Consider the following 24,057-nt stretch of genomic DNA (forward strand, 5'->3'; position numbering starts at 1 on the left):
ATAAAAAATCCGCTGGATGAATCAACATCCAGCGGAGATAAAACATATTTTTTGAAGTATAATTATTGCTTTGCTACCAAATTAACAAGTTTTCCTGGCACATAAATTTCTTTTATGATTTTCTTCCCCTGCAGGAAAGAATTCACACGGTCATTGGCCTTTGCCGACGCAAGGGCATCCTCTTTGGAAACGTCGGCGTCCAATGTTAAATGCGCACGAACCTTGCCGTTCACCTGTACGGCAATTTCAACAGAGGCTGCCTTGCACTTACTTTCATCATAGGAAGGCCATTCCTGCTGGCAGGCCATCTTACCGTTGTAGTGCAAGTTTGCCCATACCTCTTCTGTAACATGAGGGGAAAACGGATTCATCAGAAGTGTAAAGATACGCATTTCTTCACGCGTAATGCTACCGCTTTGGGCAGTTTCGTTAAGCAGGGACATCATAGCCGCAATTGCCGTATTGAATTTCAAGTTTTCGATATCTTCGCTTACCTTTTTTATTGTCCGGTTAAAGGGAATTTCCATTTCCGGACGAATGCTGTCACCGGGAACAACAATATCCTGCAGTGCAAAGTAGCGTTCTACAAAGCGGCGGCAGCCCTTCATGCTGGCAGTGCTCCACGGTGCCGCCTTCTCAAAGTCACCGATAAACATTTCATACAAACGAAGTGTATCGGCGCCATATTCATCAACAACATCATCCGGGTTCACGACATTACCGCGGGACTTACTCATCTTTTCGCCGTTTTCACCGAGAATCATGCCATGGCTAGTTCGTTTTGCGTACGGTTCTGATGTAGGCACTACACCAATATCATACAGGAATTTATGCCAAAAACGACTGTACAGCAGATGTAGTGTCGTGTGTTCCATACCGCCGTTGTACCAATCTACCGGCAGCCAATAATCCATTGCTTCCTTGCTGGCAAGTGCCTTATCATTGTGCGGGTCGGTGTAACGCAGGTAATACCAGGAGGAGCCGGCCCACTGTGGCATGGTGTCGGTTTCACGTTTGGCAGGACCACCGCACTTCGGGCAGGTTGTGTTTACCCAATCTGTCATTTTGGAAAGCGGAGATTCACCGTCATCCGTCGGCTCATAGCTCTCTACTTCCGGCAGACGCAGCGGAAGCTGGTCCTCCGGCAGCGGGACATAACCGCACTTGTCACAATGGACAATCGGAATCGGCTCACCCCAGTAACGCTGGCGGGCAAAAACCCAGTCACGCAGCTTATAGTTAATCTTGCGGTGACCAAAGTTCTTTTCTTCCATATAGGACTTAATCTTTTCCTTCGCTTCCTCAACGGACAAACCGTTTAAGAAACCGGAATTGACCATGGTACCGGAGGCACAGTCGGTATACGCTTCCTTTTCCACATTGCCGCCCTTTACAACCTCAATGATTGGCAGGCCGAACTTTTTGGCAAAGTCCCAGTCACGAGTATCATGTGCCGGAACAGCCATGATGGCACCGGTTCCGTAGGTCATCAGCACATAATCCGAAATGAAAATAGGAATGGTCTTGCCATTAACTGGGTTTGTCGCTGTAACGCCTTCCAGCTTGACACCCGTCTTATCCTTGGCAATCTCGGCACGTTCAAATTCGCTCTTGCGGGCGGCTTTGGTCTGATAATCACGAATTTCGTCTATATTACTCAGACGGTCTTTCCATTTTTCAATATATGGGTGTTCCGGAGAAATAACCATATAAGTAGCGCCGAACAGGGTGTCCGGACGGGTAGTGTAAACGGTCAGCTCATCACCAGCAGAAGTCTGAAAACCAACCTCGGCACCTTCACTGCGGCCAATCCAGTTTTTCTGCTGGGCCTTGACCCGCTCCGGATAATCAACGCCGTCCAAACCATCAATCAATTTTTGCGCATAGTCAGTAATTTTCAGCATCCATTGGCTTTTTACTTTATGGATAACCGGGTTGCCGCAGCGTTCACAAACGCCCTCTACCACTTCTTCGTTTGCAAGGACACATTTGCAGCCTGTGCACCAGTTGACATTCGTTTCCTTTTTATAAGCGAGGCCATGTTTAAAAAGCTGCAGAAAAATCCACTGTGTCCATTTATAATAGGACGGGTCAGTTGTGTTAATTTCCCGGCTCCAATCAAAAGAAATACCCAAACTTTTAATCTGCTCTTTAAAGCGGGCAACGTTCTTTTTCGTCACCTCAGCAGGGTGCACATGGTTTTTGATAGCATAATTTTCGGTAGGCAGGCCAAAGGCATCCCAGCCAATGGGATACAATACATTATATCCCTGCAGGCGGCGCTTTCGGGCAATAATATCCAGCGCGGTGTACGGACGCGGATGACCTACATGCAGGCCCTGGCCAGACGGGTACGGAAATTCAATTAAAGCAAAATATTTTGGCTTTTTACTGTTATTTTCCGCATGAAAAACGCCGGCTTTTTCCCAGGCGTCCTGCCACTTTTTTTCAACTGCCTTATGATCGTATTTCATGTTCTAACCCTCTATATCTTGTTTTTTGGAACAACTGCCATTTCAAAAAGGAAAAGGGCCTTAGTCGGCAGTCAGAAGTCCGGAAATATCCACCTGTTCGCCATCTTTCCACAGGCGGTCCAAATCATAAAAGTCACGGGCGTCCTGCGTAAAGATATGGATAACAACCGCACCATAATCCATTAAAACCCAGGAATGACTGCGGTAGCCTTCCACATGGTCTGGAACGATATTCTTCTGTTTTAGCTGATATTCTACTTCGTCTGCCAGCGCTTTTACATGGGTGCTGCTGGTGCCGTTTGCCAGAAGAAAATAATTGGCCAGCGAGGAAATATCCTCTATGCCAATGAGTTTGATGTTCTGTGCCTTTTTTTTATCCAGAATTTTAACAGCTTCTTGAGCCAGTGTAATCGGTTCCATGCAATCAGCCTTCCTTTTTTGAAATCTTCTGCAGTGTAATTTCGTTATATGCCGCCAGTGTATCGGGATGAATAGGCACCCCATTGCCGGCTAAATCAGAAATCGTATAGGCAAGTTCTTTCTCCATCACTTTTGAGAGGTCCTGCTTTGCCATTTGGCGGAACTCGTCCACACCACTGTATGTACGGTCTGCCGAAATAAAATCTGCAGTAAAAATGATTTTATCCATTAGGGTCATGCCGGCCCGCCCTGTTGTGTGGTAACGAATAGCATTCAAGATTTCCTTGTCCTGAATACCCAGTTCCTGCTGCAGATAAGCGCTGCCAAGAATAGCATGCCACAGCTTTGGTGCGTGCTGCTCCAGCGGTGTAAGTACAATGCCGTACCCTTCCATGCGCTGTACCTGCTCATCATGGGGAATATCTTTCATAATATCATGCAGGATTCCAGCTGTTTCCGCCTTGTTCTCGTCTGCACCATACCGTACAGCCAGAATTTTTGCTGACTGACTGACACAAACAGAATGATGATAACGATAATCTCCTAGCAGCGGACGAATCAGCTTTTTTCCTTCCTGAATAGTCAAGTTTTCATCGGCTCCCTGTACAAAGAATTCTGTGCAATATAGGACTCAACAGCTGACGGGACAAGTGCGTGCACATCTTTTCCGGCCCGCACCCGTGCCCGCACCTGTGTGGAGGAAACTGGCAGGTAACGTACATTACGCACCAGTGCATGCCCGCCCGCTTCCCGAATTTTATCCGCAAAATCGAGCATTTTGTCCATGCCAGTAAGGCTGCGCGGTGCCGCACAAACCGTAGCAAGCCGCAGAATGCACTGTGGGTCATGCCAAGAAAAGAGCGTAAGGAACATATCTTCCCCTGTCAAAAAATAAAGTTTGGTGTTGGGGTTCTCCTGTGCCAGTTCCGTCAGTGTGTCGGAGGTATAGCTGGGGGCCAGCCGGCGAAGCTCCATATCACTTACCTGCCACCCGCGCCGCTGTACTGCCAGTTGGCACATATCAAACCGCTGTTCTCCGGAAATGAGGTTCGGAGCCTCTTTATGCGGCGGCACACGAGTGGGAATCAACAGCACACGCTCTGCCTCTGTTATTTTTTCAAAGGCTGAAGCCAAATGCAGGTGCCCGTTGTGAATCGGATTAAAAGTACCGCCATATACCAGCAGCTTGTCCATTGTGCATCCCCCTGTCCCAGTGGTTGCCCCAGCAAACCGCTATATAAATTCTATTGTATTACTTTTTTCTGCTTTTGGGAAGAGTGATTTTCGGTTCTTTATCATTTCTCCTGTACAAAACGAAGCGGGAACCTATCACCTGCACCACTTCCGCATGGGCAGCCTGCGCCAGTATGTTGGCTGCTTCCTTTGCAGAAACGGGACAGGTTTCCGGCAGGACACGGCCCTTTATCAGTTCTCGTTTTTCCAAAGCGGTGTCCGCCTGATACTCTACATCAGATGAAATGCCGCCCTTGCCAACCATTAAAATGGTTTCCAATGGATTGGCAAGTCCACGCAGATAAGCGCGCTGTTTGCTGTTCAGCATATATATATCTCCTTATCTTTTCTGCTATTTTATATTTTAGGAAAGCATTTTCTGGAAATCGTTCTGTGACAGAACCGGAACACCCAGTTTTTGTGCCTTTGTAAGCTTGCTGCCAGCTTCCTCCCCTGCAAGAACATAGCTTGTCTTTTTGCTCACACTGCCGGTTACTTTGCCGCCATATTTTTCAATCAGTGCAGAAGCTTCCACACGGGTCAAATCCGGCAGCGTACCGGTAAGGACAAACGTTTTTCCAGCAAAGCGGTTGTCTTCCGATACCCGCAGTGCACTTTCCATGTTGACACCGGCGTCCCGCAAATGACCAACCAGTTCAGCGGTAGCGGAAAGACTAAAGAATTCCGTTACGCTTTTCGCCATGATATCGCCAAAACCGTCAATAGAAGCAACGTCTGCGGTATCTGCCTGGAATAGAGCGGACATACTGCCAAATCGGGCTGCCAGCAGCTTTGCCGCTTTTTGTCCGATGTGCGGAATGCCCATCGCAAAAAGCAGGTGGGAAAGGTCGTTTTGTTTGCTCTTTTCAATGCCATCCAGCAAGTTTTGCGCTGACTTCTCCCCCATGCGCTCAATACTGGTCAGCTGTGCTAGCGTAAGAGAGTACAGGTCCACTGGAGAATGCACCAATTCTTTGGAAATCAACTGTTCAATGACGGCTGGACCACAGCTGTCAATATTCATGGCGTCCCGGCTGACAAAGTGAATCAGATGGCGGGAGAGCTGTGCTGGACAGGCGGCATTTGTACAGCGGACCGCTGCCTCACCCGGTTCCCGAACAACTGGACTGCCGCAGGAAGGACACACCGCAGGCAGACGATATGGTTCCGAGTCAGGCGCATGGGAAACAACGCTGACAACTTCCGGTATGATTTCCCCTGCTTTCCGCAGTGTGACCATATCCCCAATACGGATATCTTTGTCTGTAATATAATCTTGATTGTGCAGTGTCGCACGGCTGACGGTGGTACCGGCCAACGCAACCGGTTCAAAAACACCGGTGGGCGTTAAGACACCGGTCCGGCCGACATTCACTTCAATATTTAGCAGCTTTGTCTGTTTTTCCTCCGGCGGATACTTAAATGCCTCTGCCCACTTTGGAAATTTTGCAGTGCTGCCAAGTTCCTGCCGCTGCGCAAAGTCGTTGACCTTGATAACGGCACCGTCTATAGAGTAACCAAGGCTACCGCGCACACTTCCAACCTTTTCCACCGCATCAATTGCTTCTTCGATTGTATGACAGATTTTATAGAACGGTGAAACCGTAAAGCCCAGCTGCTTTAAATAATCTAGCGCCTCATCGTGGTGGGACAGTGTTTTTCCTGTAATCTGCTGTACATTGAATACAAAAATGTCCAGTACACGCGCCGCTGTAATTTGACTGTTCTTTTGACGAAGGGAGCCCGCGGCGGCGTTACGCGGGTTTTTAAAGGGCTTTTCGCCGGTCAGCTCCTGCTGTGCGCACAACTTGAAAAAGCTGTCATGTGACATATACACTTCCCCACGTACTTCCAGATACGGAATCGGCTGTGTCAATGTTTTGGGGATGGTCCGAATAGTACGCAGATTTTCCGTCACATCTTCACCAACGGTTCCGTCACCGCGCGTGGAACCGCGCACAAAAATGCCGTCACGGTATTCCAGCGACACCGACAACCCGTCAAATTTTGGTTCCACAACGTAGGTAACCGGAGAAACCTCGTCACGCACACGGCGGTCAAACTCCTGCAGCTCCGCATGAGAAAAAGAATCGTGTAGACTTTCCATAACGACCTGATGATGCACTTTGCTGAACTGCGGCAGTGCAGCACCGCCCACCTGCTGGGTAGGCGAATCTGGTGTACGCAGCTCCGGAAATGCCGCCTCTAAATTCTGCAGCTGCCGATACAGTATATCATAAGTATAGTCGTCGATATCCGGCGCATCTTCCACATAATATTTGCGGTTATGATACCGAATTTGTTCCCGCAGCTCTACAACCTTTTTTTGGGCTTCTTCTTGCTGCATTTCTATAATCCTCACATTTTCTTAATAAACGATTGTATTTTAAACAGTGTATGAATTCTGCAGGGAAATATCCGTTGTTTCTCAGCTGTTTTTACCGGAAGGCTGTAGCACCACGCCGGGCACCGTGCCAACAATGACAGTTTCCGCAACTGGAATGTCTACTTCGGCGCGCTGATTCGCATCTTTACCTGCAAAATAGGTATACATATTAACCTCCACGCGCAGTGTCAGCCGATGGCGTGTTTGGTTGATGCCGGTACTATCAAAAGCGCTGACAATATGTGACTGCACTGTACTGCAAAGTGTGACATGTACAGGGATAACCGGACCGGTTCCATGCAGAAAAGAGCTGCCGGTCAATGTACCCAGCGGCACACCGACAGTTTCCTGCGGCTGACTGCTAACCAGATTCTGCACGACCTGCGTCAGTTCCGCCTGCAGAGCGTTCTGCTTCTGCACGTCACTGCTGATGGATTGAATGCTGCCGTCGGTATTGCGTACAATCTGCACGTAGCTGCCATGGTCCACATTCTTTCCGCCCAGTTCTTTCTGCACTGCGGCCTGCACCGCTTTGACTGCGTAATTTTTTGCCTCACAAGCCACCACGGCGGCGGCGTACGGACGCACTGCAATATCAAAGCCGACAACAGCGATGACCATGACCGCCACCAACAGGAGTATCCCCCATGCCGCTGGCCGACCACAGTGAAATCTGTGCATTTCAATGCCTCCTTTTCCGTAGTTCTCTGCCGTTAGTATAAGCAGAAATAGAAAAAAAGGTTCCGGCAAAAAGAAAAGGCGCGCAAAAAGGAACCGAAGTTCTTTTTTGCACGCCTGCATTTCAAACTTTATTCAGCAGAGTCTTCGGCTGTATCGGCAAGTTCGCCGCTTTCAATCAACTTGCGGATAGACAGGCTGACACGGTGACGGTCAAAGTCGATATCTGTGATAACAGCCTTCACAGTCTGTCCCATCTGCAGGACATCCTGTGGCTTCTCAATGCGGTGGTCCGCAATCTGGGAAATATGAATAAGGCCGTCAATGCCGGGGATAATGCGGGCAAATGCGCCGAATGTAGTCATACCAACAATGGTAGCCTCAACAACGGTGCCGGCCGGATAATCCCGCTTGAGAACCTCCCACGGGTTGTCCTCCGGGAGCTTATAGCCCAGAGAAATCTTGCCCTTTTCGTGGTCCAGGTTCTTGATGTACACATGAACCTTGTCGCCGATATTGACAACTTCGCTCGGATGCTTAATCCGAGTCCAGGACAGCTCACTGATATGAATCATACCGTCAATGCCGCCGAGGTCTACAAATGCGCCGTAAGAAGTAAGGGACTTCACAACACCGTCATATTCCTTGCCAACTTCTGCGGTTTCCCAGAACTTCTCGGCCAGCTTCTTGCGCTCATCGCGCAGGACAGAACGGATGGAACCGACCGCGCGGCGGCGGTTACGGTTCACTTCAATAATACGGAACTTTACTTCCTGGTGGAGCAGTGCGTCCAGCGGGTCGCTACGGGATGCAGTTGCCTGGGAAGCCGGAATAAAGACACGCACACCATGGGTAACAGCAATGACGCCACCCTTGACGATTTCAACAACATTGCCGGTCAGAACGGTCTGGTCCTCTTCCGCTGCGACGATCTCATCCCAGCCTTTTGCAGCATCCAAGCGGCGCTTGGAAAGCATGATTGTGCCCTCCTGGTCGTTTGTACGCATGATAAGCAAGTCCATCTCATCGCCGACTTTTACGATATCCTCAATTTTTGCATTGGGGTCGCTGGTCAGCTCGGCGCGCGGGATAAAACCAGACTGTTTGCGGCCGACATCTACCAGAACTTCTGTCGGGGTAACGCCGACGACAACGCCATGTACCTTCTCATCTGTATTTAAACTTTTCAGAGACTCCTCGAGCATCTCTGCAAAGTTGTCACCGCCGTCCGCGGTTTCCGGGCTGCTATTCACGCCCTCATTAATTTCTGCCATGGTAACTAGTACCTCCTTTATTATACTTGCCGGTGTGGAGGCACCGGCAGTAATACCTACATGATGCATCCCCGCAAAAGCACCGCGGGGCAAGTCGGCCGCTGACTGTGCAAAAAAAGTTTTTGTATATTTTTTGCATACATCGTACAGCTTGGCCGTATTGGAACTTTGACGGCCGCCCAAAACAATCATAGCGTCACAGGTGTGCGCCAGCTGTTCTGCTTCAGCCTGACGGCTTACAGTCGCATTACATATTGTATCAAAAATTTTTATGTTTGTATATACCCTATTCAGAATTTTTAGACAATTTCGCCATTCTGCTACACTAAAAGTCGTTTGAGCTGCGGCAGATACAGCAGTTTCCTGTGGAACCTGCCCGCTTTCCAGCAGATTTTGCAATTCCTTCGTTGAACGGAAAACATATGCCGGGCCAGTACAGTACCCCAAAATCCCCTGCACTTCCGGATGGTTCGGGTTACCAGCTACCAGCACCGTGCGTCCCTCTCTGCCCTGCTGTGCAACGATGCGGTGAATCTTTGCGACAAAAGGGCACGTAGCATCTGCGCACTGAACAGGAAGCTGCGCAATCCGCTCCCGCACCTGCCGTGAAACACCGTGGCTGCGGATAACCAGTGTGCTTCCGACCGGTGCCTGTTCCGGGCGGTCCACAACGGACGCACCCATCTGCTCCATCTCCGCCAGTGTCTGCGGGTTGTGAATGATTGGCCCCAGTGTACAAACCTGCCTGCCCTTTTGCAGCAGGTCCTTTACCATTGTAACAGCACGGTTAACTCCAAAGCAGAAACCGGCTGATTTTGCTACTTCTACCTGCAACAGTTATGCTCCCTTTTCAAAGGTCTTCAGGTCTTCTTCCCGAATGGCGCGTATTCTATCCATAATAAGACGGCTGGCTTCCCGAAACTCACTGCTTTTTCCATCTTTCAGTCCCAGATCTTCCGGTATAATGGGTTTCCCGTAAGTCACACAGCATTTTTCAAATGTTTTCGGCAGATGCTCTCCCCTAGCTGTAATACAGCAGGGAATGACCGGAACATGGTAGCGCCACGCCAGCATAGCGGCACCAGCTTTTGGCTTGCCTAATGTCCCGTCTTTGCTGCGGGTACCCTCGATAAAGACGCCGAGCAGATCACCCCGCTGCAGATGCTGACCGGCGCTGCTAATGGCGCCAAGGTCACTGCGGCCGCGCTGAATAGGAATAACACCAACATTACGCAATACCCAGCTGATAAATTTATTTTTAAACAATTCCTGTTTTCCAAGGAAAAAGACCTGCCGGCGGCAAGAAAGAAAAATACGAACGGGGTCAGAGTTGCGAATATGGTTGATACAGAGAATCGCCGCGCCTTCCTTGGGAATATTCTCCCTGCCGCGCACACGGTACGGTACAATCGGCCGTGCAAACCACGAAGGAACGATTTTAGCGAACCGATAAAGAGGTGTCATTTTCATTGCAGGTTTCGTCCTTTCTTTCTGCCAAAAATCACAGTCCCAACTTTTTGCGAATGAACCGGGACAGACGGGTAACGCTTTCTTCCAGCGTATTGCCAGTCGTGTCCACCCGAACAGCATCAGCCGCCTGCTTGAGCGGTGCCACTGCGCGGTGCGTGTCCTGCTCGTCGCGTTTGCGAATATCCGCAAGAACCGTTTCATAGGAAACAGCCTGTCCCTTTCCCTGCATTTCCTGAAAACGGCGCTGTGCACGATCCTCCGGAGAAGCTGTCAGAAAGATTTTAACCTGTGCCTGCGGCAGCACCACTGTGCCAATGTCGCGGCCGTCCATGATTACATTGTTTTCCCGCGCCAGCTGCTGCTGCAACCCAAACAGGAACTCCCGCACCTCTGGAATGGCAGATACGGCAGAAACGGCTCGGCTGACCTGTGGCGTGCGTATTTCCTCGGAAACATTTTCACCCTGCAGATAAACTTCCTGCAGGCCGTTTTCGTACCGCAGGGAAATGTGAGCACTAGGCAGCAATGCTGTTACAGCGGCTGTATCCGCTGCAGCTGCGCCTGCCCGCAAAACGTGCAGTGCAACCGCCCGGTAAAGCGCACCGGTATCTACATAGAGGAAACCCAGTTGAGCAGCAACTTTGCGCGCAATGGTGCTTTTCCCTGCTCCGGCCGGACCATCAATCGCAATTTGAATCATGTACAAGTCCTCCATATTAAAAGGGATTTATATAGAACAGATGGAAATGCATACCTGTTTAGTATACTACAATCAAGGTCAAAAGGCAAAGTAGATTCAGCTTTCTGGAGCATATGTGCCCTGCACATTCTCTCCGGCCACACGACCTGTGGAAAAAGCAATTTGCAGGTTGTAGCCGCCTGTATAGCCGTCCACATCCAAAATTTCACCTGCAAAGTAAAGACCGGGTATCTTTTTGGACTGCATGGTACGCGGGTCCACTTCTTTGGTGGAAACGCCGCCGCTGGTGACGATTGCTTCCTCCAGCGGGCGGGAACCAGTAATCGTAAAAGAAAATGCCTTTAAAAGATGAATTAGGTCATGCCGCTGCTCCCGCGTGATTTCTCCGCACTTTGTAAATGCCGGAATGCCGGACCGTTGGACCACCACCGGAATTAGCTTATGCGGCAACAAATCCGTAAGTGCGTTGGAGAAAGCGCGAGCCGGATGTGCGGAAATGTCACGCAGCAGGCGTGCATCCAGTTTTTCCAGTGAAAGGGCTGGCTTTAAATCGATATCCATGCGATACCGACCTACGGACATTTCCCGCAGATGTGCACTGGCACTTAGAATAATGGGTCCGGATACGCCAAAGTGGGTAAAAAGCATTTCTCCAAATTCTCGGTGCACTTCTTTTTTACGAACATTATCGTAAAACGTACAGCTGACATTACGCAGAGAAAGGCCCATCATATCCCGGCATTCCTCACCCGCACAGGTCAGCGGTACCAGGGACGGCTTTAATGGCAGAATAGTATGACCCGCTTCTGCCGCAATCCGATAGCCGGAGCCATTAGAACCCGTGCTGGAATAGGATGCCCCGCCACAGCAAAGAATAACCTGTTCTGCTTCTATGCGGCGTCCATCCGACATCTGCACACCAGCAGCATGTCCGGCTCGTGTTAAAAGCCGTTCGGCACTGCCGCGTATCGTATAGACGCCCGTTTGTGTAACCCAGTTGGTCAGTGCATCTACAATATCAGATGCCTTATCCGACTGTGGGAAAACGCGGCGGCCGCGTTCGGTTTTCAACGGAACACCCAGTCCCTCAAAAAAGGCTTTGGTATCCGCAGGAGAAAAACGATTCAATGCACCATACAGGAAACGGGGATTGGTAGGCACGTTTTCCAGAAACAGCGGAATTATGCAGTCGTTGGTAAGGTTGCAACGGCCTTTGCCGGTGATTCCCAGTTTTTTCCCGGGAGCAGCGTTCTTTTCAGCAAGCCAAACAGTCAATCCGCGAGATGCGGCTGTGCCGGCTGCCATCAAGCCAGCAGCCCCCGCCCCTACTACAAGCACATCAGGCTTCTGCATGTTTTGTATCATCCTTTTCGGTGTTTTCATTGTCTACTTTTTCGTAGACATGATATTCGTCCCAAATGGCCTCCAGCCGCTTAAAGGTTGGGTCCATTGTCTTTTGCTTTTTCAGAGAGAGAGTAACGACCAGCGCATCAATTAGGCTGAGCGGTGCAACCAAAGAGTCCACAATGGCGGCAATATCACTGCGTGCCAGCAGCGCGTAATCTGCGTGCTTTGCCACCGGCGATGCCGCAGTATCTGTAATGGCAATACCTTTGGCACCGCATTCATGGGCAAACTGCATTGCTTTTGTTGCTTTGCGGGAATAGCGCGGGAAACTAAGAACAATGACCACGTCGTTCTCATTGATATGGATGAGTTGCTGAAAGATTTCCGCTTCACTGGTAGCCTGCACCAGAATAACATCTTCCAATAAAAGGCCCAGATAATAGGCAAGAAAAGATGCCAGCGCCTGGCAGCTGCGCGCACCAAGAATGTACACTTTGCGTGCAGCCAAAATCGTATCGGCAGCTTTATAGAATTCATCATGGGACGTGTACTCCATGGTACGACGGATAACGTCACTGTCCTGACCGAGGACTGTGTCCAGAATATCGTTGTCACCGATGCGCTCCCGGGTAACGTCCATACGCTGTACAATCGTCAGCTTGCTGCGAATCATCTCCTGCATTGCACGCTGCAGTTCTGGATAACCATCGTAGCCAATCTCTGTTGCAAAGCGAACAACAGTAGATTCACTGACGCCCACTGTGCTGCCCAGTCGAGAGGCTGTCATAAATGCGACTTTGTCATAGTGTTCCATTATATACGTAGCTATCAGGCGCTGTCCTTTGGAAAAAGAGCGCATATTCTCCTGTATTCTCTGCGTTAAGCTGTCATTCATTAATTCATTCACTCCTATGAAAGCGGCCGCTGTTTTCATTATTCCCGGTTTTGGCACCTATCTTCTATGGCAGGACCGCAAGGTCAATATGTCCTGTATGATAAAAAATGCCATTTTGCTTTAGGCTTTATTCTTTTAACCATGTTTGCGGGCAGTAAACAGATGAACAAAAAGCCAAAGAACTGCTGGCCAAAAGAGGACCCCCGGAAGTGGCCGCTCCCGGGGGTCTATTTTATGTTTGCCCTATTGGGCCGCAAATTTCAAGCTTTATCAACCACATTATAAACTTGCCCATGAAATCTGTCAACTAAAAAAACTCTGCTGTCCTTCTGGTTTCTTATAAGTAAGTTTAGAACCTTCTGCCCCAAAAAGCAAGAAAAAGTTTTCCACCTGCATTTCCTCTGGTACGGCATCCGATCTCTTTCAAAAATTGGCACAAAAGTACCACTGCATTAACATCTCTGCAGTGGTACACTACGGGCAATTAAAAATTTCCAATCAGCCACTTGCTGATAAAGCGGTGCAATCGTGAAAAATAGAAAGCTGCCACACCACCAACCGCATAATCATAAAGCAAAAATACAAAATTCGCCAACAGAAGCAACACACCCGGCAAATAAATACCGGCAATAGAAAAAACCATTTTTGGTACATTCAAAAGGCTGACACTGATATAGAATGCCGCTATTGCCGCCGCATTGAAAAGCAACAGTTTGAAAAGCAGGCAAAGCAGGCGACTGTGAACCTTGTGTTCCAGCAGTGCCTTCACAATCGGGTAATAACCAAAAAAGAAAAGGAACAGTACAGCAGCGCTTTTATCCGGTCCTAGCAGTACGCCTAAAACAGACGATGCAAAGTAAACCGGCCATGCCCAGCCTGGGCCAAGCTCAACAACAGCGGGAATCAGCATAAGCCCGCCCAGCGCCGGCATGGCATATGTCATAGCCGGTAGAATACCGCCCAAACAGATAAACAGTAATGCCAGCGCGATTAAGATCCCGCTGAAAGCAACTTTCAGCGTATGCCCTCTTTTCATATCGGCAGCGCCCCCTTATCTACAGCCAATGCATGGAATCAGATTGCCGCCGAAACATTCACAGCAAGCGTCTGCACACACAAGATTCCCACAACAGTTACAGGCTTGATCCATGTCAGACCGATTGTTCTGAACAGATGGATTATAGCCACCGTAATAGCCCCGGTACTGGCCGTTTATCTGGCTCATAGCTGCACGGTATTCGCCGTTGCCTGGGTCCATTTGACAGGCATGGCCGATGTAGTTGGATGCCTGTTCCAGCTGTCCACGGTTGTACAAAACAGTTCCCTTTAAAAAATACCACTCAGCGTTGCGGTTCTCGGCCGGTACACCGTCCAGTATCTGTTCTGCATCCGCCAAACGTCCGCCACGAATATAAGAACGCACATCTGAAAAGCCGGACGAAGACTGACTTTGTGTTCCAGCATAACCATAGTAGCTCCCCTGATAGGGATTCCCGGTAAAAGGCCCCTGCTGTGCCTGCTGTTTACGCTGGTTGACAATCGTATCATAGGACTCATTGATTTCCTTCATTTTTTCACTGGCTAAATCCGCCAGTGGACTGTTGGCGTAGTTGTCCGGATGATATTTTTTTGCAAGCTTATGGTAAGCCGCTTTTACTTCCTCATCTGTTGCACTTGGTGATACGCCAAGAACCTGATATGGATCTGACATTTATTTAGTCTCCTTTTTAAAAAGCAGCTGCTTCTGCATATTTGGAAGCCCCAGCTCTATGATATTGCGCAAAACGGAAGCAAAGCTGTTTAAATCCAGCAAATTAAAAGCGGCGCACAGCCGGGACATGGTCAGGTTCATGGCTGCATTGGCAAATGTGTGTACTTCCGTCAGCTTTTCCGGTGAGCTGTCCTTTGTTACCTGATAATGACGAACAAACCAGTTGAAATCTCCATCCGCCGCATCCTTTTCTACATCATCTGCTGCATCCATCAGATATACCCAACGGCCAAGATAAAAACCGGTTTCCTGCAGAACCCGCAGATAAAGCGGTTCCGTATCGGTGCCGCCCTCATGCGCCAGAATTGCTGACAACATTTCCGCCGTCGGCTGGGCGCAATCATCCAAAGTGGAATCCGGCTCTGCTTCCGCTTCCGCCTGCTGGCGCATACAGGTGCATACGGCCTGCTCCATCCATGGAAAATCCGCAGCGGCCTTCTTGTGGGCACCATGCAGAAAAGGAAGCAGAAAAAACGCTCGACAGCGTGGCCAGCGGCCGCGGTCACGGCGGTCATCCTGCAGTTTCTGCACAGAAAGCAGAATACTCAGTGCCGCCGCTTGCTTTAAAGAAGGCTGTGCATTGGTACAGTACATACATTTTTTCAGCGGATTGGCAGCACAGCGTCCACCCGCGAAACACGGAACATATTTTTTCTGCAGTGCAAGCAGAAGCAACGCGTAAAAAGTGCTGTCATAGCTGAGAATCAGCCGAGAGAAAATGCCATAGTGCCTGCCCAACACCCGGCAGATGCTACAGTAGACTGCCCGATATGCCTCATATTCCCGCACCCGCAATTCAGGCTTTTGGGGCCTGATGTAACCAAACAAGTGCATCCGTCCCCTTTTTGTATCTCAATTTCCGACATTTTAATTTTACTATACAATCCCATAAGAGTGAATTAATAAATTATGAACAATGATTTGAATCTGAAAAATTCTCCCGCTGGAATGTCAAAAAGTTCTTTTTATCTGTAAATTCTGGGCCTTTTTGTATGATTTTCAAAGAAAACATCTTCATCATTAGTATATATCGTCTGTAAAGGATTACGCATAAGCACAGTGAAAAACAGGAAAAGGACCGTCCAGCGACAAAACAGCGGGCGGTCCCTTCTCTTTTTATTATACGAAGCCAAACAGTCTGGCACCATTTGCCAGCAGAGCGCAGAGAACAAGCCCGCAGGTGGTTGGCAAAGCCGCAGCCAATGCCGTCCATTCCCAGGAACCGCTTTCTTTGCGTATGGTCAGAATGGTTGTAGCACATGGCCAGTGCATAAGTGAAAATAACACAACACACACTGCTGTTACCCAAGTCCAACCGTTATGCAGGAGCAGTGCCTGCAGAGAAGCATAACTGCCCATCTCCGTCAGCTGTCCCATGCCAAGGTAACCCATGAGCATAATGGGTACCACAATTTCGTTGGCGGGGAATCCCAAAATAAACGCCAGCAGGATGACACCGTCCATGCCGAAAAAATGGCCGATTGGGTCCAGCGCCCCGGCACAAATGGACAAAAGTGTACTTTGCCCCACATGCAGGTTAGCCAGAAGCCAGAGGAAAAGTCCAGCTGGCGCCGCCACGGAAGCCGCGCGTCCCAGAACAAAAATCGTTCTGTCCAGCAAGGAGCGGACCAATACACGACCGACCTGCGGGCGGCGGTATGGCGGGAGTTCCAGCGTAAAGGATGACGGGATGCCCTTGAGAACTGTAGCGGAAAGCACTCGGGATGTTAAAAAAGTTGTTAGTACGCCCAGAACAACCACCGCCAGCAAAATAAGTGCCGCCGAAGTTGTTTGCAGCACGCCAGACATACTGCTGACAAAGAATATAGAAATAATTGCAATCAGTGTTGGAAAACGACCGTTGCAGGGAACAAAGTTGTTGGTTAGAATCGCAATCAGCCGTTCCCTCGGAGAATCAATAATGCGGCAGCCGGTCACACCGGCCGCATTGCACCCAAAGCCCATGCACACCCTTGGGAAATTTATGCGGCTTATTTTTCCGGCTTAGAAAAAGCATAAACAATCGTGATATGCTGTCGACGGTATGCACGGCCGCCCTGTATACAGACGGCCTGCCCTACATCAATGCGTTTAATAAAAGCAAACAGTAAATCCTGCGTCAGTTCCGGAACACGGCAGAAAGTCTCCAGCCAGTGTATATCGGCAATCTGAGACTTTGAAGCCGCTGTTCTCGGCCGCAGTACGGACAGCTGTGCCGTCAGAGCCCGCTGTTCCTTTCCAAAGGAAGCAAGCAAGTCTTGAAAGCGGCTGTCCGACAGCAAACCACTGACATGGTCCTCATACAGTTGACGCAAAATTTGCTTTAGCTTGCGCTGACGTGTCTGCAGGTCTGCTATTTCCTGCTGCTCGCTGTCCGATATGGCCTTCGGTATGTTCTGCTGCATGTCATGTAGGACCTGCTGCCGCTGTGTTGAGGACAAATTTAACTGCACACGCAGGTCCCTAAGCACCGCCTGACAAAGAACCGTATAGCGAATGAAATGGCTGGAACAAGTTTTTCTGCCATATAACTTATATCCGCTGCAAACCAAACCTTTTTTCCCTTTCTGTCCAGTCCCGCTGGAAGAAAGGTTTCGTCCGCAATCCGCACATTTTGCAAGGCCGGAGAAAAGATTTACAAAAGTTCCCTGTGCGGCCGGGCGGCGGGATACCGTATGCTTCTGTACCAAATCAAATACTCTTTGCGGAACAAGCGGTTCATGCGTGCTGCGAACCAGCACCCGATTTTCCGGCGCATTTTGCAGAACGACAGTGCTTTTAAAGGACAGCTTTGTCGTTTTTCCTTGTACCATATGGCCAAGATACACAACGTTATGCAGCATTTTACAAATGGTAGATGGCGACCAGCCTCGTTTGGAAAAATCCGGAGGCATTTGCTGTGACAGGCGCAGTGCTCGGTAAACCGACGGCGGCGGAGTACCCTGCTGATCCAGTGCTTCGGCAATTTCAGAAGGGCGTCTGCCATCTGCTGCCATACGAAAAATTCGTTTGACCACTGGTGCGGATACCGAATCCGGAAGGAGGCGGTTGTGGTCCTGCGGGTCTTTTCGGTAACCATACGGCGCATAATTTCCAATAAAAGCGCCTGCCTCCATTTTCGTATGCAAGGCCCCGCGAATTTTTTGGGAGATGTCGCGGGCATACCATTCGTTCATCACATTTTTAAATGGGACAAGGTCCGTATAGGGGCCGGCGGAATCATACCCATCATTGACAGCAATACAGCGAACGCCGTGAGCCGGAAAGTATAATTCTGTATACTGTCCCGCTGTGATATAATCTCTGCCCAAACGGGAAAGGTCCTTTGTCAGCACCAAATTTATTTTATGCCGCTCAATATCCGCAATCATTCGCTTCCACGCGGGCCGATCAAAGTTTGTGCCGCTGCAGCCATCATCTACATATTCATCAAAAATGATAAAGCCATGCTTTTGGGCATAACTACGCAGCATTTCCCGCTGTGTGCCAATGCTTGCGCTTTCCCCTATGCCGTCATCCCGCGATAAACGCATATACAAAGCGGCCGTGTACTGTTTTTGTTGTCCCACACCGTTGTTGTTCACGGCCGACCACTGTCCCCGGCAGCATTTTCTTCCTGAAAATAACGAACAATCAAATCCGGCAAAGGAATCTCCCCAACATAAATCCGTTCCACCTCTATCTGTGTGTTTTCCACTTCGTAAACTGCTGAATCCTGCTCTAAAATCATAACTGCATCACCCCACACAGCCTATTCCTGCTGGGTTGTACAATATACGGTAAATTGCCTTTTTCAGCAATTGCCGGGATACACATCATGCAGAAACTGGCGGGCGATTTCACACAAATGATAAATCACGTGTACCGGTGTCGGCTCCTTATCCTCTTCACGATACCGAGGAAAGAACCGACTGATATGAAGCGGAATATCCGGACTAAGGGAAGCAAGCCAAGAAGCTTCGGCACTCATTTCCTTCGCAGAATCATTCTCACCGGGCACAATCAGCGTTGTCACTTCAACATGACAAAACTGCAATGCCAGCACAATATTCTGCATGACTGTTTTCAGGTCACCGCCTAAGTGCCGATAATACTGAGGTGTAAAGCCCTTGAGGTCAATGTTAATAGCATCAATCAGCGGCAGAAGCTTTTGAAACGGCTCCTTACAAATCATTCCATTGGTTACAACAACGGTTTTTAATCCTTTTATATGTGCCAGTTGGGAGCAGTCCCGCACATATTCATATCCTACCAGCGGCTCATTGTAGGTAAAAGCAAGACCAATATTTCCACGCGGCGCATGCGCAAATTCCTGCGCTTTCTGCACAAGCTGTTCCGGTGAAACAAAAAGCGTGCCGCTTTCTTCTCCTGCCATGGATATGCTGCTGTTCTGGCAAAAGGGACAGCGCAGGTTGCAGCCATAGCTGCCAACGGACAAAATATAGCTGCCCGGATAAAAGCGGCGCAGCGGCTTCTTTTCAATGGGGTCCAACGCAAGAGCTGTCAGCTGTCCATAATTGCTGCACTGTATTGTGCCGTCCCGATTTTTTCGTGCACGGCACAGACCGGTCTGTCCCGATTCCAGTTGACAGTGATGCGGGCAAAGTGTACAAACTGTGCTCATGTGTGACGCACCACCCGAAAGCGCCACAGCTTAACTGGCTCATACGGAGAAATCCCCGCTTTCTGCCGGGCAATCGCAATCTGTTCTTCAGCCGTATCCACACCGGCAAGGTTCGGCAGCAGCAATCCGCTGCGGTTCCCATTCTGTACGATAACGCCATACCGTTTTGCGTCCAGTTCTTTGGAGGATGCAACCGCCTCCGGCATTTGCAGGACATCTACACTATAGACAAGTTGCGGCAGTTCTTCCGGTGTAACCGGACCAAAGCGTGGGTCATGAACAGCGGCGGAAACGGCATTGTTTAAAATTTCTTCCGCTACGCTTTTCTGTGTCGGTTGAACCGTTCCAATACAGCCGCGCAGGCGTCCATCTTTTTTAAGCGACACAAACGCACCGGCACGGGTACCGGCGAGTTCCGGCGGTAGATTTTTCGGCAGGGCAGCATACTGTCCAGTCCTTACATACGTTTCCAAACTCAAACGAGCAAGGCGCACCCATGGGTCTTCCGCCTGCTGCCGCACCGCAGCACGTCTCTTTTCCGCCGTAGCATACTGTTCCCCAAAATTCCGGGTATTGTCTTTACTTGTAACCAAAAAAGAAGCAACACCGTAGCCAACCCCGAATGGTCCCTCATACGACAGCAGTTCGCTTCGCAGAGCTTTACGGTCCAGCGCACCCGCCATAATCCAAAATGAGCGCAGCCCACACTCCGCGGCCGCCTCACAAAGGTCCGGGTCCATACTGAGCAGAGAAAGAAAATCGCCCTTTTGCAGCATGACCGTCGTCTCTTTATCAAACTGCGGTCCTTCCGGCGCATAGCCGTATGGGCCGTCCTGCGTCAGCTTGCAATGACGACCGTGCGGCGGCCAAGCTTTTCCGCTGTGTCAGCAATGCACTGTCCCAAACGATAATGCACCAACGGTGAAAGGCCGGATAAGCCAATCCGTACTACCCGAAAACTGGACGTAAATTCCTGCAAATAACGAAGAGGTATCATCGTTGCATGGTCCAGTGCACTGCTGCGCTCCCCAAATGTACCTGCAGGAATGTGGCGTTCGCCGCAGCGTTGCATCAGTGTTTTTGTGAACGCACTGTCATAGGAAACCTGCACCTCAACCTGCGGCGCACCAAACTGCAGAAAGCTGCCCTGTGCCTGTTCGCCCGGTGAGATATGAAAATAATCTGCATAAAGAACCGTATGTGGGCTAGTCACAACGACCGTTTCCGGGTGCAGCGCAGCCGCACGCCGCATAACTGTGCGGTAAGCGTCTATGGTACTCTGAATTTTGTGCTCTTCCCCGTGACCGATCTCCGGCATAAGGATTGGTGGATGTGGAACTGCAAATGCCGCCAGAATAGACATGATGAATCGCCTCCGATTTTTTTAAAATCTTTTGTCTATTATAACACAGTTTGTCTGCTTTCAGCTGCCGCCTTTTTCAGTAGTTTTTTGGCTTGGCTTTCGCCAAAAATTCGGACGCCATTCTTTGCCAGCAATTCCGCTGTGACACCGCTGCCTGCTACCAAACACCCTGAAAAGGAGCCGTCATATATTTGGCCAAATCCACACGACGGACTGCGTTCTTTCAGGACTGCATACGGGCAGTGATACAAATGCACGATTTTCAGCGCTTCCTCCGCACCGCGCTGATAAGCGGCAGTTACATCTTTGCCATTTTTACAGATGACTTGTGTTCCTTGCCTTTCGGCTGGACTGCGCGGTGTAGGCATTCCGCCGTAAATTTCCGGACAAAATGGAACCATATGGAAATGCTGCATCAATTCTGGCAAGCAGGAAAGCGTTTTCCCACCGCCGTCGTATCGGCAGCAAAGTCCGGTAAGGCAGGAACTGATAAGAATATTCATTTTGTATTCTCCTTATTTTCTCGTCGTCATTTATCATTCCATATGGCAAAAAGCCGCATACTTTTCCGCTGTCACATGGTTAGTGCCTGCTTGCCGCAGGCATGTGCCCGCTGGAAGCAGTGGTCCAAGTTAAAGGCGACCCGTGGCAGATAGCCGAAATCCTCCAATAGCGTAAAGCATGGGAAAAAGATTGCCATCGGTGGCAGCATGACACTGATAACCCATGCCAGCGTGCGGTATACCCCCAGAATCAGCGGCTTCATAAGCCACATGGGTGCCCCCGCATGCAGCAGCGCATTCCACAAAACATCCTGCAGGGAGAAAAGTCCAGCTGACAGGAGTTCTGAAGGATAGTTGGCTCCGGTAATGGTCAGCCAAAGCACCGCCGCCAGCAAAAGGAGCATAATAGGAATGCCGGTTCTGCGGCTGGTAAGAATGCGGTCCAGCTTTTGGTCACGTTCGGCCGCCGAACAGACCGTGCGTGTGACACATTTTTGATAAATTTTTTCCGCTCGGCTGACCAGCACAGCAGTAATCTGGTCCCGCAGTGTGTCACTGGAAAAGCCGTTCTGATGCAGATGGGACTTTACAGTATGCAGTGTCTGCTGAAGTTTCTGGTCCTGCAGAAGCTGGGGGCAGAAACGATGCAGACTTTCTGCAAAGCTTTTGTCGCTATCCAGCAGCCGCAGCGCCAGCCAGCGGGCACAGCAGTCCGGACAATGTTGCTGAACAAGCGGTAGCAGTTGAGCAACCACCTGTTCTATCTGGGGAGAATATTCCATGTGCATGGCTTCCCGCGGAGAAAGTGTATCCAGTGCATCTTCCAGCACAGAAAGACCACCGCTGCGGGCACTGACGCCTACAACCGGCGCGCCACCCAATTCACTGGAAAGCTGTTCTAGGTCGATATGGATATGCTTCTTTTCCGCTTCGTCCATTAGATTTACACATACGACTACGTTTCCGGTGATTTCCAGCGTCTGCAGGACAAGATTCAGGTTTCGTTCCAAACAAGTCGCGTCACAGACCACAACCGCGGCCCTGGCTCCGCCAAAGCACAAAAAGTCACGCGCAACAGTTTCTTCTGCAGAATGTGCAAACAACGAATAGGTTCCTGGAAGATCCACAAGCGTGTATTGCCGGCCACGGTACGAAAACTGTCCATGTGCGCTTTCCACTGTTTTTCCCGGCCAGTTACCCGTGTGCTGGTGCAGACCGGTCAATGCATTAAAAACTGTGCTCTTTCCGACATTGGGGTTGCCGGCCAGTGCAATGGTTTCGGTTTCGGCGGAGACGGTATCCGTGCGCATCGCCTATACCCCGGCCAGCAGCACATGCGCGGCGTCCCCCCTGCGCAGCGCAATGACCGCCCCCCGTATTGCGTAAGCTGTTGGGTCACCGGAAGGTGCCTGCAGTACACAGGACACCTGTGTACCTTCAATCAGCCCAATATCCTGTAATCGGCGGCGCATGGAACCGGTTGCCGTCAATGTGGCAACCTTTCCAGTCTGCCCCTGCGCCAGCGCGGTCAGCGGTGTTGTATTCAACATGAGCAGTTCCTCCTTTTTGTTCTCCTACCAGTATAGCAATTTTTGTTCCTCTGGTGCATCATTTTACAAGTCGGCTGTATTGGAAACCGTCCAAGTTGTTTTCCTCCGCAGAAAGTGCTAAAATGGCAGCCAGACAAATACAGAAAGGAAGTTTATTACATGAAAGTTGTTGCCGTATTGGGCAGTGCAAACGAAAATGGTTCTTCTTCCTCACTGGCAAGGGAGGTCCTCCGTGGAGCAAAAGCCGCCGGACATGAAACCATTGTCTATCGGCTGGACAAGATGAACGTACACGGCTGTCAGGGCTGTGGCTTCTGCCGCAAAAACCAGAAGGACTGCCGGATTCAGGACGACCTGACCGCCTACTGGAAGGACCTACACCAGTGCGGTGCGCTGATTTTAAGCAGCCCGAACTACTATTCGCAGGTGACCGGACCGATGATTACCTTTATGAACCGGCACTACTGCTTGACAGACGAAAAAGGCATCTGCCGCCTTCACCCCGGCATTAAGCTGGTAGGTGTGTTTGCACAGGGCAACACCGATGAAAAAGCCTATCTGGCACAATACAACTGGTTTTTGGGCATCTTCCGCAGCAAGGGTATGGTGCTGACCGATACCCTGATTTGTGCCGGCGAACAGAAGCTGACAGTGGACAGCCCGCTGATGAAAAAGGCTTTTGCCACAGGCAGAGCACTATAAAGATATATTGACGGAACACTTGATAAAAGCCGCTGACAGAATTTCTGCCAGCGGCTTTTGCTGTCCCACATTAAATATCTTTTAAATGTTTCGCACAGTATGCCTGTAGGTCTTTCTGAAATAAGCGTAGCGCATTTCCACGGTGACTGACCGCGTCTTTTTGTTCGGCATTCATCTGGGCAAAGGAACGCTCTCCGACCAAAAACACGGGGTCATAGCCAAAGCCATCGTTCCCCTGCGGTGCAAAAGCAATGGAACCTTCGCACTCACCGCGGGAAGTAATGATGTCACCGTTGGGAAAAACGCAGCAGATAACGCAGACAAACTTCGCCAACCGGTCCGGCTGCGGCACATTCCGCAGCGCGTTCAACAGTTTTACAATACGGTCCGCGTCCGTCGCGTATTCGCCGGCATAACGTGCCGAGTGAATGCCCGGCTGGCCGTTCAGTTCATGGACACACAAGCCGGAATCATCCGCAACGGCGGGTTTTCCGGTAAATCGGCAGGCGGAAGCCGCCTTGAGAAACGCATTTTCCTCAAAAGTTGTACCGTTTTCTTCTACTTCCGGCAGGCCATCCGGAACGGAAATGTCAATGCCAAGCGGTGCAAGCATTCTGGAAAATTCGTGCACTTTATTTTGATTATGTGTGGCAAGCACAAACTGCAT

Annotated in this window: 24 protein-coding genes and 2 pseudogenes; 1 reads left to right on the forward strand and 25 read right to left on the reverse strand. The window is 50.0% G+C overall.

Features of this window, described 5'->3' with window-relative positions; all coding sequences use genetic code 11:
* Nucleotides 1-62 precede the first annotated feature (62 nt).
* The 24 genes and pseudogenes from leuS to ACIHKT_RS04905 all read right to left on the reverse strand — a co-directional run bounded on the left by leuS (nt 63) and on the right by ACIHKT_RS04905 (nt 22,688).
* Entirely contained in the window at nt 63-2,474 is a 2,412-nt protein-coding gene (gene leuS, locus ACIHKT_RS04790; RefSeq protein WP_086035793.1) for a leucine--tRNA ligase, read from the reverse strand.
* A 60-nt stretch (nt 2,475-2,534) separates the two neighbouring features.
* The gene (gene rsfS / locus ACIHKT_RS04795) at nt 2,535-2,894 is read right to left on the reverse strand and encodes a ribosome silencing factor (RefSeq protein ID WP_086035794.1); all 360 of its coding nucleotides are present in this window, start codon (nt 2,892-2,894) and stop codon (nt 2,535-2,537) included.
* 4 nt (nt 2,895-2,898) lie between these two features.
* Entirely contained in the window at nt 2,899-3,480 is a 582-nt protein-coding gene (gene yqeK, locus ACIHKT_RS04800; protein ID WP_086035795.1) for a bis(5'-nucleosyl)-tetraphosphatase (symmetrical) YqeK, read from the reverse strand.
* A complete protein-coding gene (gene nadD / locus ACIHKT_RS04805) occupies nt 3,477-4,088 on the reverse strand; it encodes a nicotinate (nicotinamide) nucleotide adenylyltransferase (protein WP_086035796.1) in 612 nt (203 codons plus the stop codon). Before nadD ends, yqeK begins: the two co-directional genes overlap by 4 nt.
* A gap of 58 nt (nt 4,089-4,146) precedes the next feature.
* Complete coding sequence (locus ACIHKT_RS04810; protein WP_086035797.1) at nt 4,147-4,455, reverse strand: YhbY family RNA-binding protein; 309 nt, start codon at nt 4,453-4,455, stop codon at nt 4,147-4,149.
* A gap of 36 nt (nt 4,456-4,491) precedes the next feature.
* Entirely contained in the window at nt 4,492-6,474 is a 1,983-nt protein-coding gene (gene ligA / locus ACIHKT_RS04815) for an NAD-dependent DNA ligase LigA (protein ID WP_086035798.1), read from the reverse strand.
* 81 nt (nt 6,475-6,555) lie between these two features.
* Nucleotides 6,556-7,194 carry a sporulation protein YunB gene (gene yunB, locus ACIHKT_RS04820; protein WP_174403192.1) on the reverse strand — a complete coding sequence of 213 codons (639 nt, stop codon included), beginning with the start codon at nt 7,192-7,194 and terminating at the stop codon, nt 6,556-6,558.
* 128 nt (nt 7,195-7,322) lie between these two features.
* On the reverse strand, nt 7,323-9,299 hold the full coding sequence (locus ACIHKT_RS04825; RefSeq protein WP_086035800.1) for a bifunctional 4-hydroxy-3-methylbut-2-enyl diphosphate reductase/30S ribosomal protein S1: 1,977 nt from the start codon (nt 9,297-9,299) through the stop codon (nt 7,323-7,325).
* A gap of 3 nt (nt 9,300-9,302) precedes the next feature.
* Nucleotides 9,303-9,935 (reverse strand): 1-acyl-sn-glycerol-3-phosphate acyltransferase, encoded by a 633-nt coding sequence (locus tag ACIHKT_RS04830; RefSeq protein WP_157658936.1) that lies wholly within the window; start codon nt 9,933-9,935, stop codon nt 9,303-9,305.
* Between the two features lie 31 nt (nt 9,936-9,966).
* Nucleotides 9,967-10,635, reverse strand: a complete 669-nt coding sequence (gene cmk, locus ACIHKT_RS04835; protein ID WP_174403193.1) for a (d)CMP kinase — start codon at nt 10,633-10,635, stop codon at nt 9,967-9,969.
* 96 nt (nt 10,636-10,731) lie between these two features.
* Nucleotides 10,732-11,988 (reverse strand): NAD(P)/FAD-dependent oxidoreductase, encoded by a 1,257-nt coding sequence (locus tag ACIHKT_RS04840; protein ID WP_236849647.1) that lies wholly within the window; start codon nt 11,986-11,988, stop codon nt 10,732-10,734.
* Nucleotides 11,975-12,877, reverse strand: coding sequence for a MurR/RpiR family transcriptional regulator (locus ACIHKT_RS04845; protein ID WP_086035804.1), 903 nt, complete (start codon nt 12,875-12,877; stop codon nt 11,975-11,977). Before ACIHKT_RS04845 ends, ACIHKT_RS04840 begins: the two co-directional genes overlap by 14 nt.
* A 484-nt stretch (nt 12,878-13,361) precedes the next feature.
* Nucleotides 13,362-13,913: a hypothetical protein gene (locus tag ACIHKT_RS04850; RefSeq protein WP_174193126.1), complete on the reverse strand. Its 552-nt coding sequence runs from the start codon at nt 13,911-13,913 to the stop codon at nt 13,362-13,364.
* A gap of 15 nt (nt 13,914-13,928) precedes the next feature.
* The gene (locus tag ACIHKT_RS04855; RefSeq protein WP_086035806.1) at nt 13,929-14,588 is read right to left on the reverse strand and encodes a DnaJ domain-containing protein; all 660 of its coding nucleotides are present in this window, start codon (nt 14,586-14,588) and stop codon (nt 13,929-13,931) included.
* Entirely contained in the window at nt 14,589-15,476 is an 888-nt protein-coding gene (locus ACIHKT_RS04860) for a DUF5685 family protein (RefSeq protein WP_086035807.1), read from the reverse strand.
* Between the two features lie 291 nt (nt 15,477-15,767).
* Nucleotides 15,768-16,619, reverse strand: a pseudogene (locus ACIHKT_RS04865) (nucleoside recognition domain-containing protein); the annotation flags it as partial.
* Nucleotides 16,620-16,639: 20 nt separating this feature from the next.
* A complete protein-coding gene (locus tag ACIHKT_RS04870; RefSeq protein WP_086035809.1) occupies nt 16,640-18,232 on the reverse strand; it encodes a recombinase family protein in 1,593 nt (530 codons plus the stop codon).
* Nucleotides 18,229-18,396: a hypothetical protein gene (locus ACIHKT_RS04875; RefSeq protein WP_157658937.1), complete on the reverse strand. Its 168-nt coding sequence runs from the start codon at nt 18,394-18,396 to the stop codon at nt 18,229-18,231. Before ACIHKT_RS04875 ends, ACIHKT_RS04870 begins: the two co-directional genes overlap by 4 nt.
* Nucleotides 18,397-18,441: 45 nt before the next feature.
* The gene (gene amrS, locus ACIHKT_RS04880) at nt 18,442-19,272 is read right to left on the reverse strand and encodes an AmmeMemoRadiSam system radical SAM enzyme (RefSeq protein ID WP_086035810.1); all 831 of its coding nucleotides are present in this window, start codon (nt 19,270-19,272) and stop codon (nt 18,442-18,444) included.
* The gene (gene amrA, locus ACIHKT_RS04885; protein WP_236858981.1) at nt 19,269-19,955 is read right to left on the reverse strand and encodes an AmmeMemoRadiSam system protein A; all 687 of its coding nucleotides are present in this window, start codon (nt 19,953-19,955) and stop codon (nt 19,269-19,271) included. The genes amrS and amrA overlap by 4 nt, the downstream gene beginning before the upstream one ends.
* A pseudogene (locus ACIHKT_RS04890) lies at nt 19,935-20,635 on the reverse strand (class III extradiol dioxygenase subunit B-like domain-containing protein); the annotation flags it as partial. The gene amrA and the pseudogene ACIHKT_RS04890, both read right to left, overlap by 21 nt.
* Nucleotides 20,636-20,673: 38 nt before the next feature.
* Nucleotides 20,674-21,138, reverse strand: coding sequence for a DUF523 domain-containing protein (locus ACIHKT_RS04895; RefSeq protein ID WP_086035811.1), 465 nt, complete (start codon nt 21,136-21,138; stop codon nt 20,674-20,676).
* Between the two features lie 71 nt (nt 21,139-21,209).
* Nucleotides 21,210-22,448, reverse strand: a complete 1,239-nt coding sequence (locus ACIHKT_RS04900) for a FeoB small GTPase domain-containing protein (RefSeq protein ID WP_086035812.1) — start codon at nt 22,446-22,448, stop codon at nt 21,210-21,212.
* A 3-nt stretch (nt 22,449-22,451) separates the two neighbouring features.
* Complete coding sequence (locus ACIHKT_RS04905) at nt 22,452-22,688, reverse strand: FeoA family protein (RefSeq protein WP_086035813.1); 237 nt, start codon at nt 22,686-22,688, stop codon at nt 22,452-22,454.
* 159 nt (nt 22,689-22,847) lie between these two features.
* Here ACIHKT_RS04905 and ACIHKT_RS04910 point away from each other — a divergent pair, with 159 nt between their 5' ends.
* On the forward strand, nt 22,848-23,390 hold the full coding sequence (locus ACIHKT_RS04910) for a flavodoxin family protein (protein ID WP_404351753.1): 543 nt from the start codon (nt 22,848-22,850) through the stop codon (nt 23,388-23,390).
* Nucleotides 23,391-23,460: 70 nt separating this feature from the next.
* Here ACIHKT_RS04910 and rdgB read toward each other — a convergent pair whose 3' ends face one another.
* On the reverse strand, nt 23,461-24,057 hold the full coding sequence (gene rdgB / locus ACIHKT_RS04915; protein WP_086035815.1) for an RdgB/HAM1 family non-canonical purine NTP pyrophosphatase: 597 nt from the start codon (nt 24,055-24,057) through the stop codon (nt 23,461-23,463).

It is taken from the genome of Caproicibacterium sp. XB2, assembly GCF_044880635.1.
Classification (GTDB): domain Bacteria; phylum Bacillota; class Clostridia; order Oscillospirales; family Acutalibacteraceae; genus Caproicibacterium; species Caproicibacterium lactatifermentans.

Bases quoted from the DNA above. Each gene is read 5' to 3' on its own strand.
- ACIHKT_RS04850 (WP_174193126.1), bottom strand. From the start codon at position 13,913: ATGAAAAGAGGGCATACGCTGAAAGTTGCTTTCAGCGGGATCTTAATC.
- ACIHKT_RS04900 (WP_086035812.1), bottom strand. From the start codon at position 22,448: ATGCGCACGGATACCGTCTCCGCCGAAACCGAAACCATTGCACTGGCC.
- ACIHKT_RS04895 (WP_086035811.1), bottom strand. From the start codon at position 21,138: ATGAATATTCTTATCAGTTCCTGCCTTACCGGACTTTGCTGCCGATAC.
- amrA (WP_236858981.1), bottom strand. From the start codon at position 19,955: ATGGCGGGTGCGCTGGACCGTAAAGCTCTGCGAAGCGAACTGCTGTCG.
- rsfS (WP_086035794.1), bottom strand. From the start codon at position 2,894: ATGGAACCGATTACACTGGCTCAAGAAGCTGTTAAAATTCTGGATAAA.
- ACIHKT_RS04840 (WP_236849647.1), bottom strand. From the start codon at position 11,988: ATGCAGAAGCCTGATGTGCTTGTAGTAGGGGCGGGGGCTGCTGGCTTG.
- nadD (WP_086035796.1), bottom strand. From the start codon at position 4,088: ATGGACAAGCTGCTGGTATATGGCGGTACTTTTAATCCGATTCACAAC.
- ACIHKT_RS04910 (WP_404351753.1), top strand. From the start codon at position 22,848: ATGAAAGTTGTTGCCGTATTGGGCAGTGCAAACGAAAATGGTTCTTCT.
- cmk (WP_174403193.1), bottom strand. From the start codon at position 10,635: ATGATTCAAATTGCGATTGATGGTCCGGCCGGAGCAGGGAAAAGCACC.
- ACIHKT_RS04810 (WP_086035797.1), bottom strand. From the start codon at position 4,455: ATGCTGAACAGCAAACAGCGCGCTTATCTGCGTGGACTTGCCAATCCA.
- amrS (WP_086035810.1), bottom strand. From the start codon at position 19,272: ATGAGCACAGTTTGTACACTTTGCCCGCATCACTGTCAACTGGAATCG.
- leuS (WP_086035793.1), bottom strand. From the start codon at position 2,474: ATGAAATACGATCATAAGGCAGTTGAAAAAAAGTGGCAGGACGCCTGG.
- yunB (WP_174403192.1), bottom strand. From the start codon at position 7,194: ATGCACAGATTTCACTGTGGTCGGCCAGCGGCATGGGGGATACTCCTG.
- ACIHKT_RS04855 (WP_086035806.1), bottom strand. From the start codon at position 14,588: ATGTCAGATCCATATCAGGTTCTTGGCGTATCACCAAGTGCAACAGAT.
- rdgB (WP_086035815.1), bottom strand. From the start codon at position 24,057: ATGCAGTTTGTGCTTGCCACACATAATCAAAATAAAGTGCACGAATTT.
- ACIHKT_RS04845 (WP_086035804.1), bottom strand. From the start codon at position 12,877: ATGAATGACAGCTTAACGCAGAGAATACAGGAGAATATGCGCTCTTTT.
- ACIHKT_RS04830 (WP_157658936.1), bottom strand. From the start codon at position 9,935: ATGAAAATGACACCTCTTTATCGGTTCGCTAAAATCGTTCCTTCGTGG.
- ligA (WP_086035798.1), bottom strand. From the start codon at position 6,474: ATGCAGCAAGAAGAAGCCCAAAAAAAGGTTGTAGAGCTGCGGGAACAA.
- ACIHKT_RS04905 (WP_086035813.1), bottom strand. From the start codon at position 22,688: ATGTTGAATACAACACCGCTGACCGCGCTGGCGCAGGGGCAGACTGGA.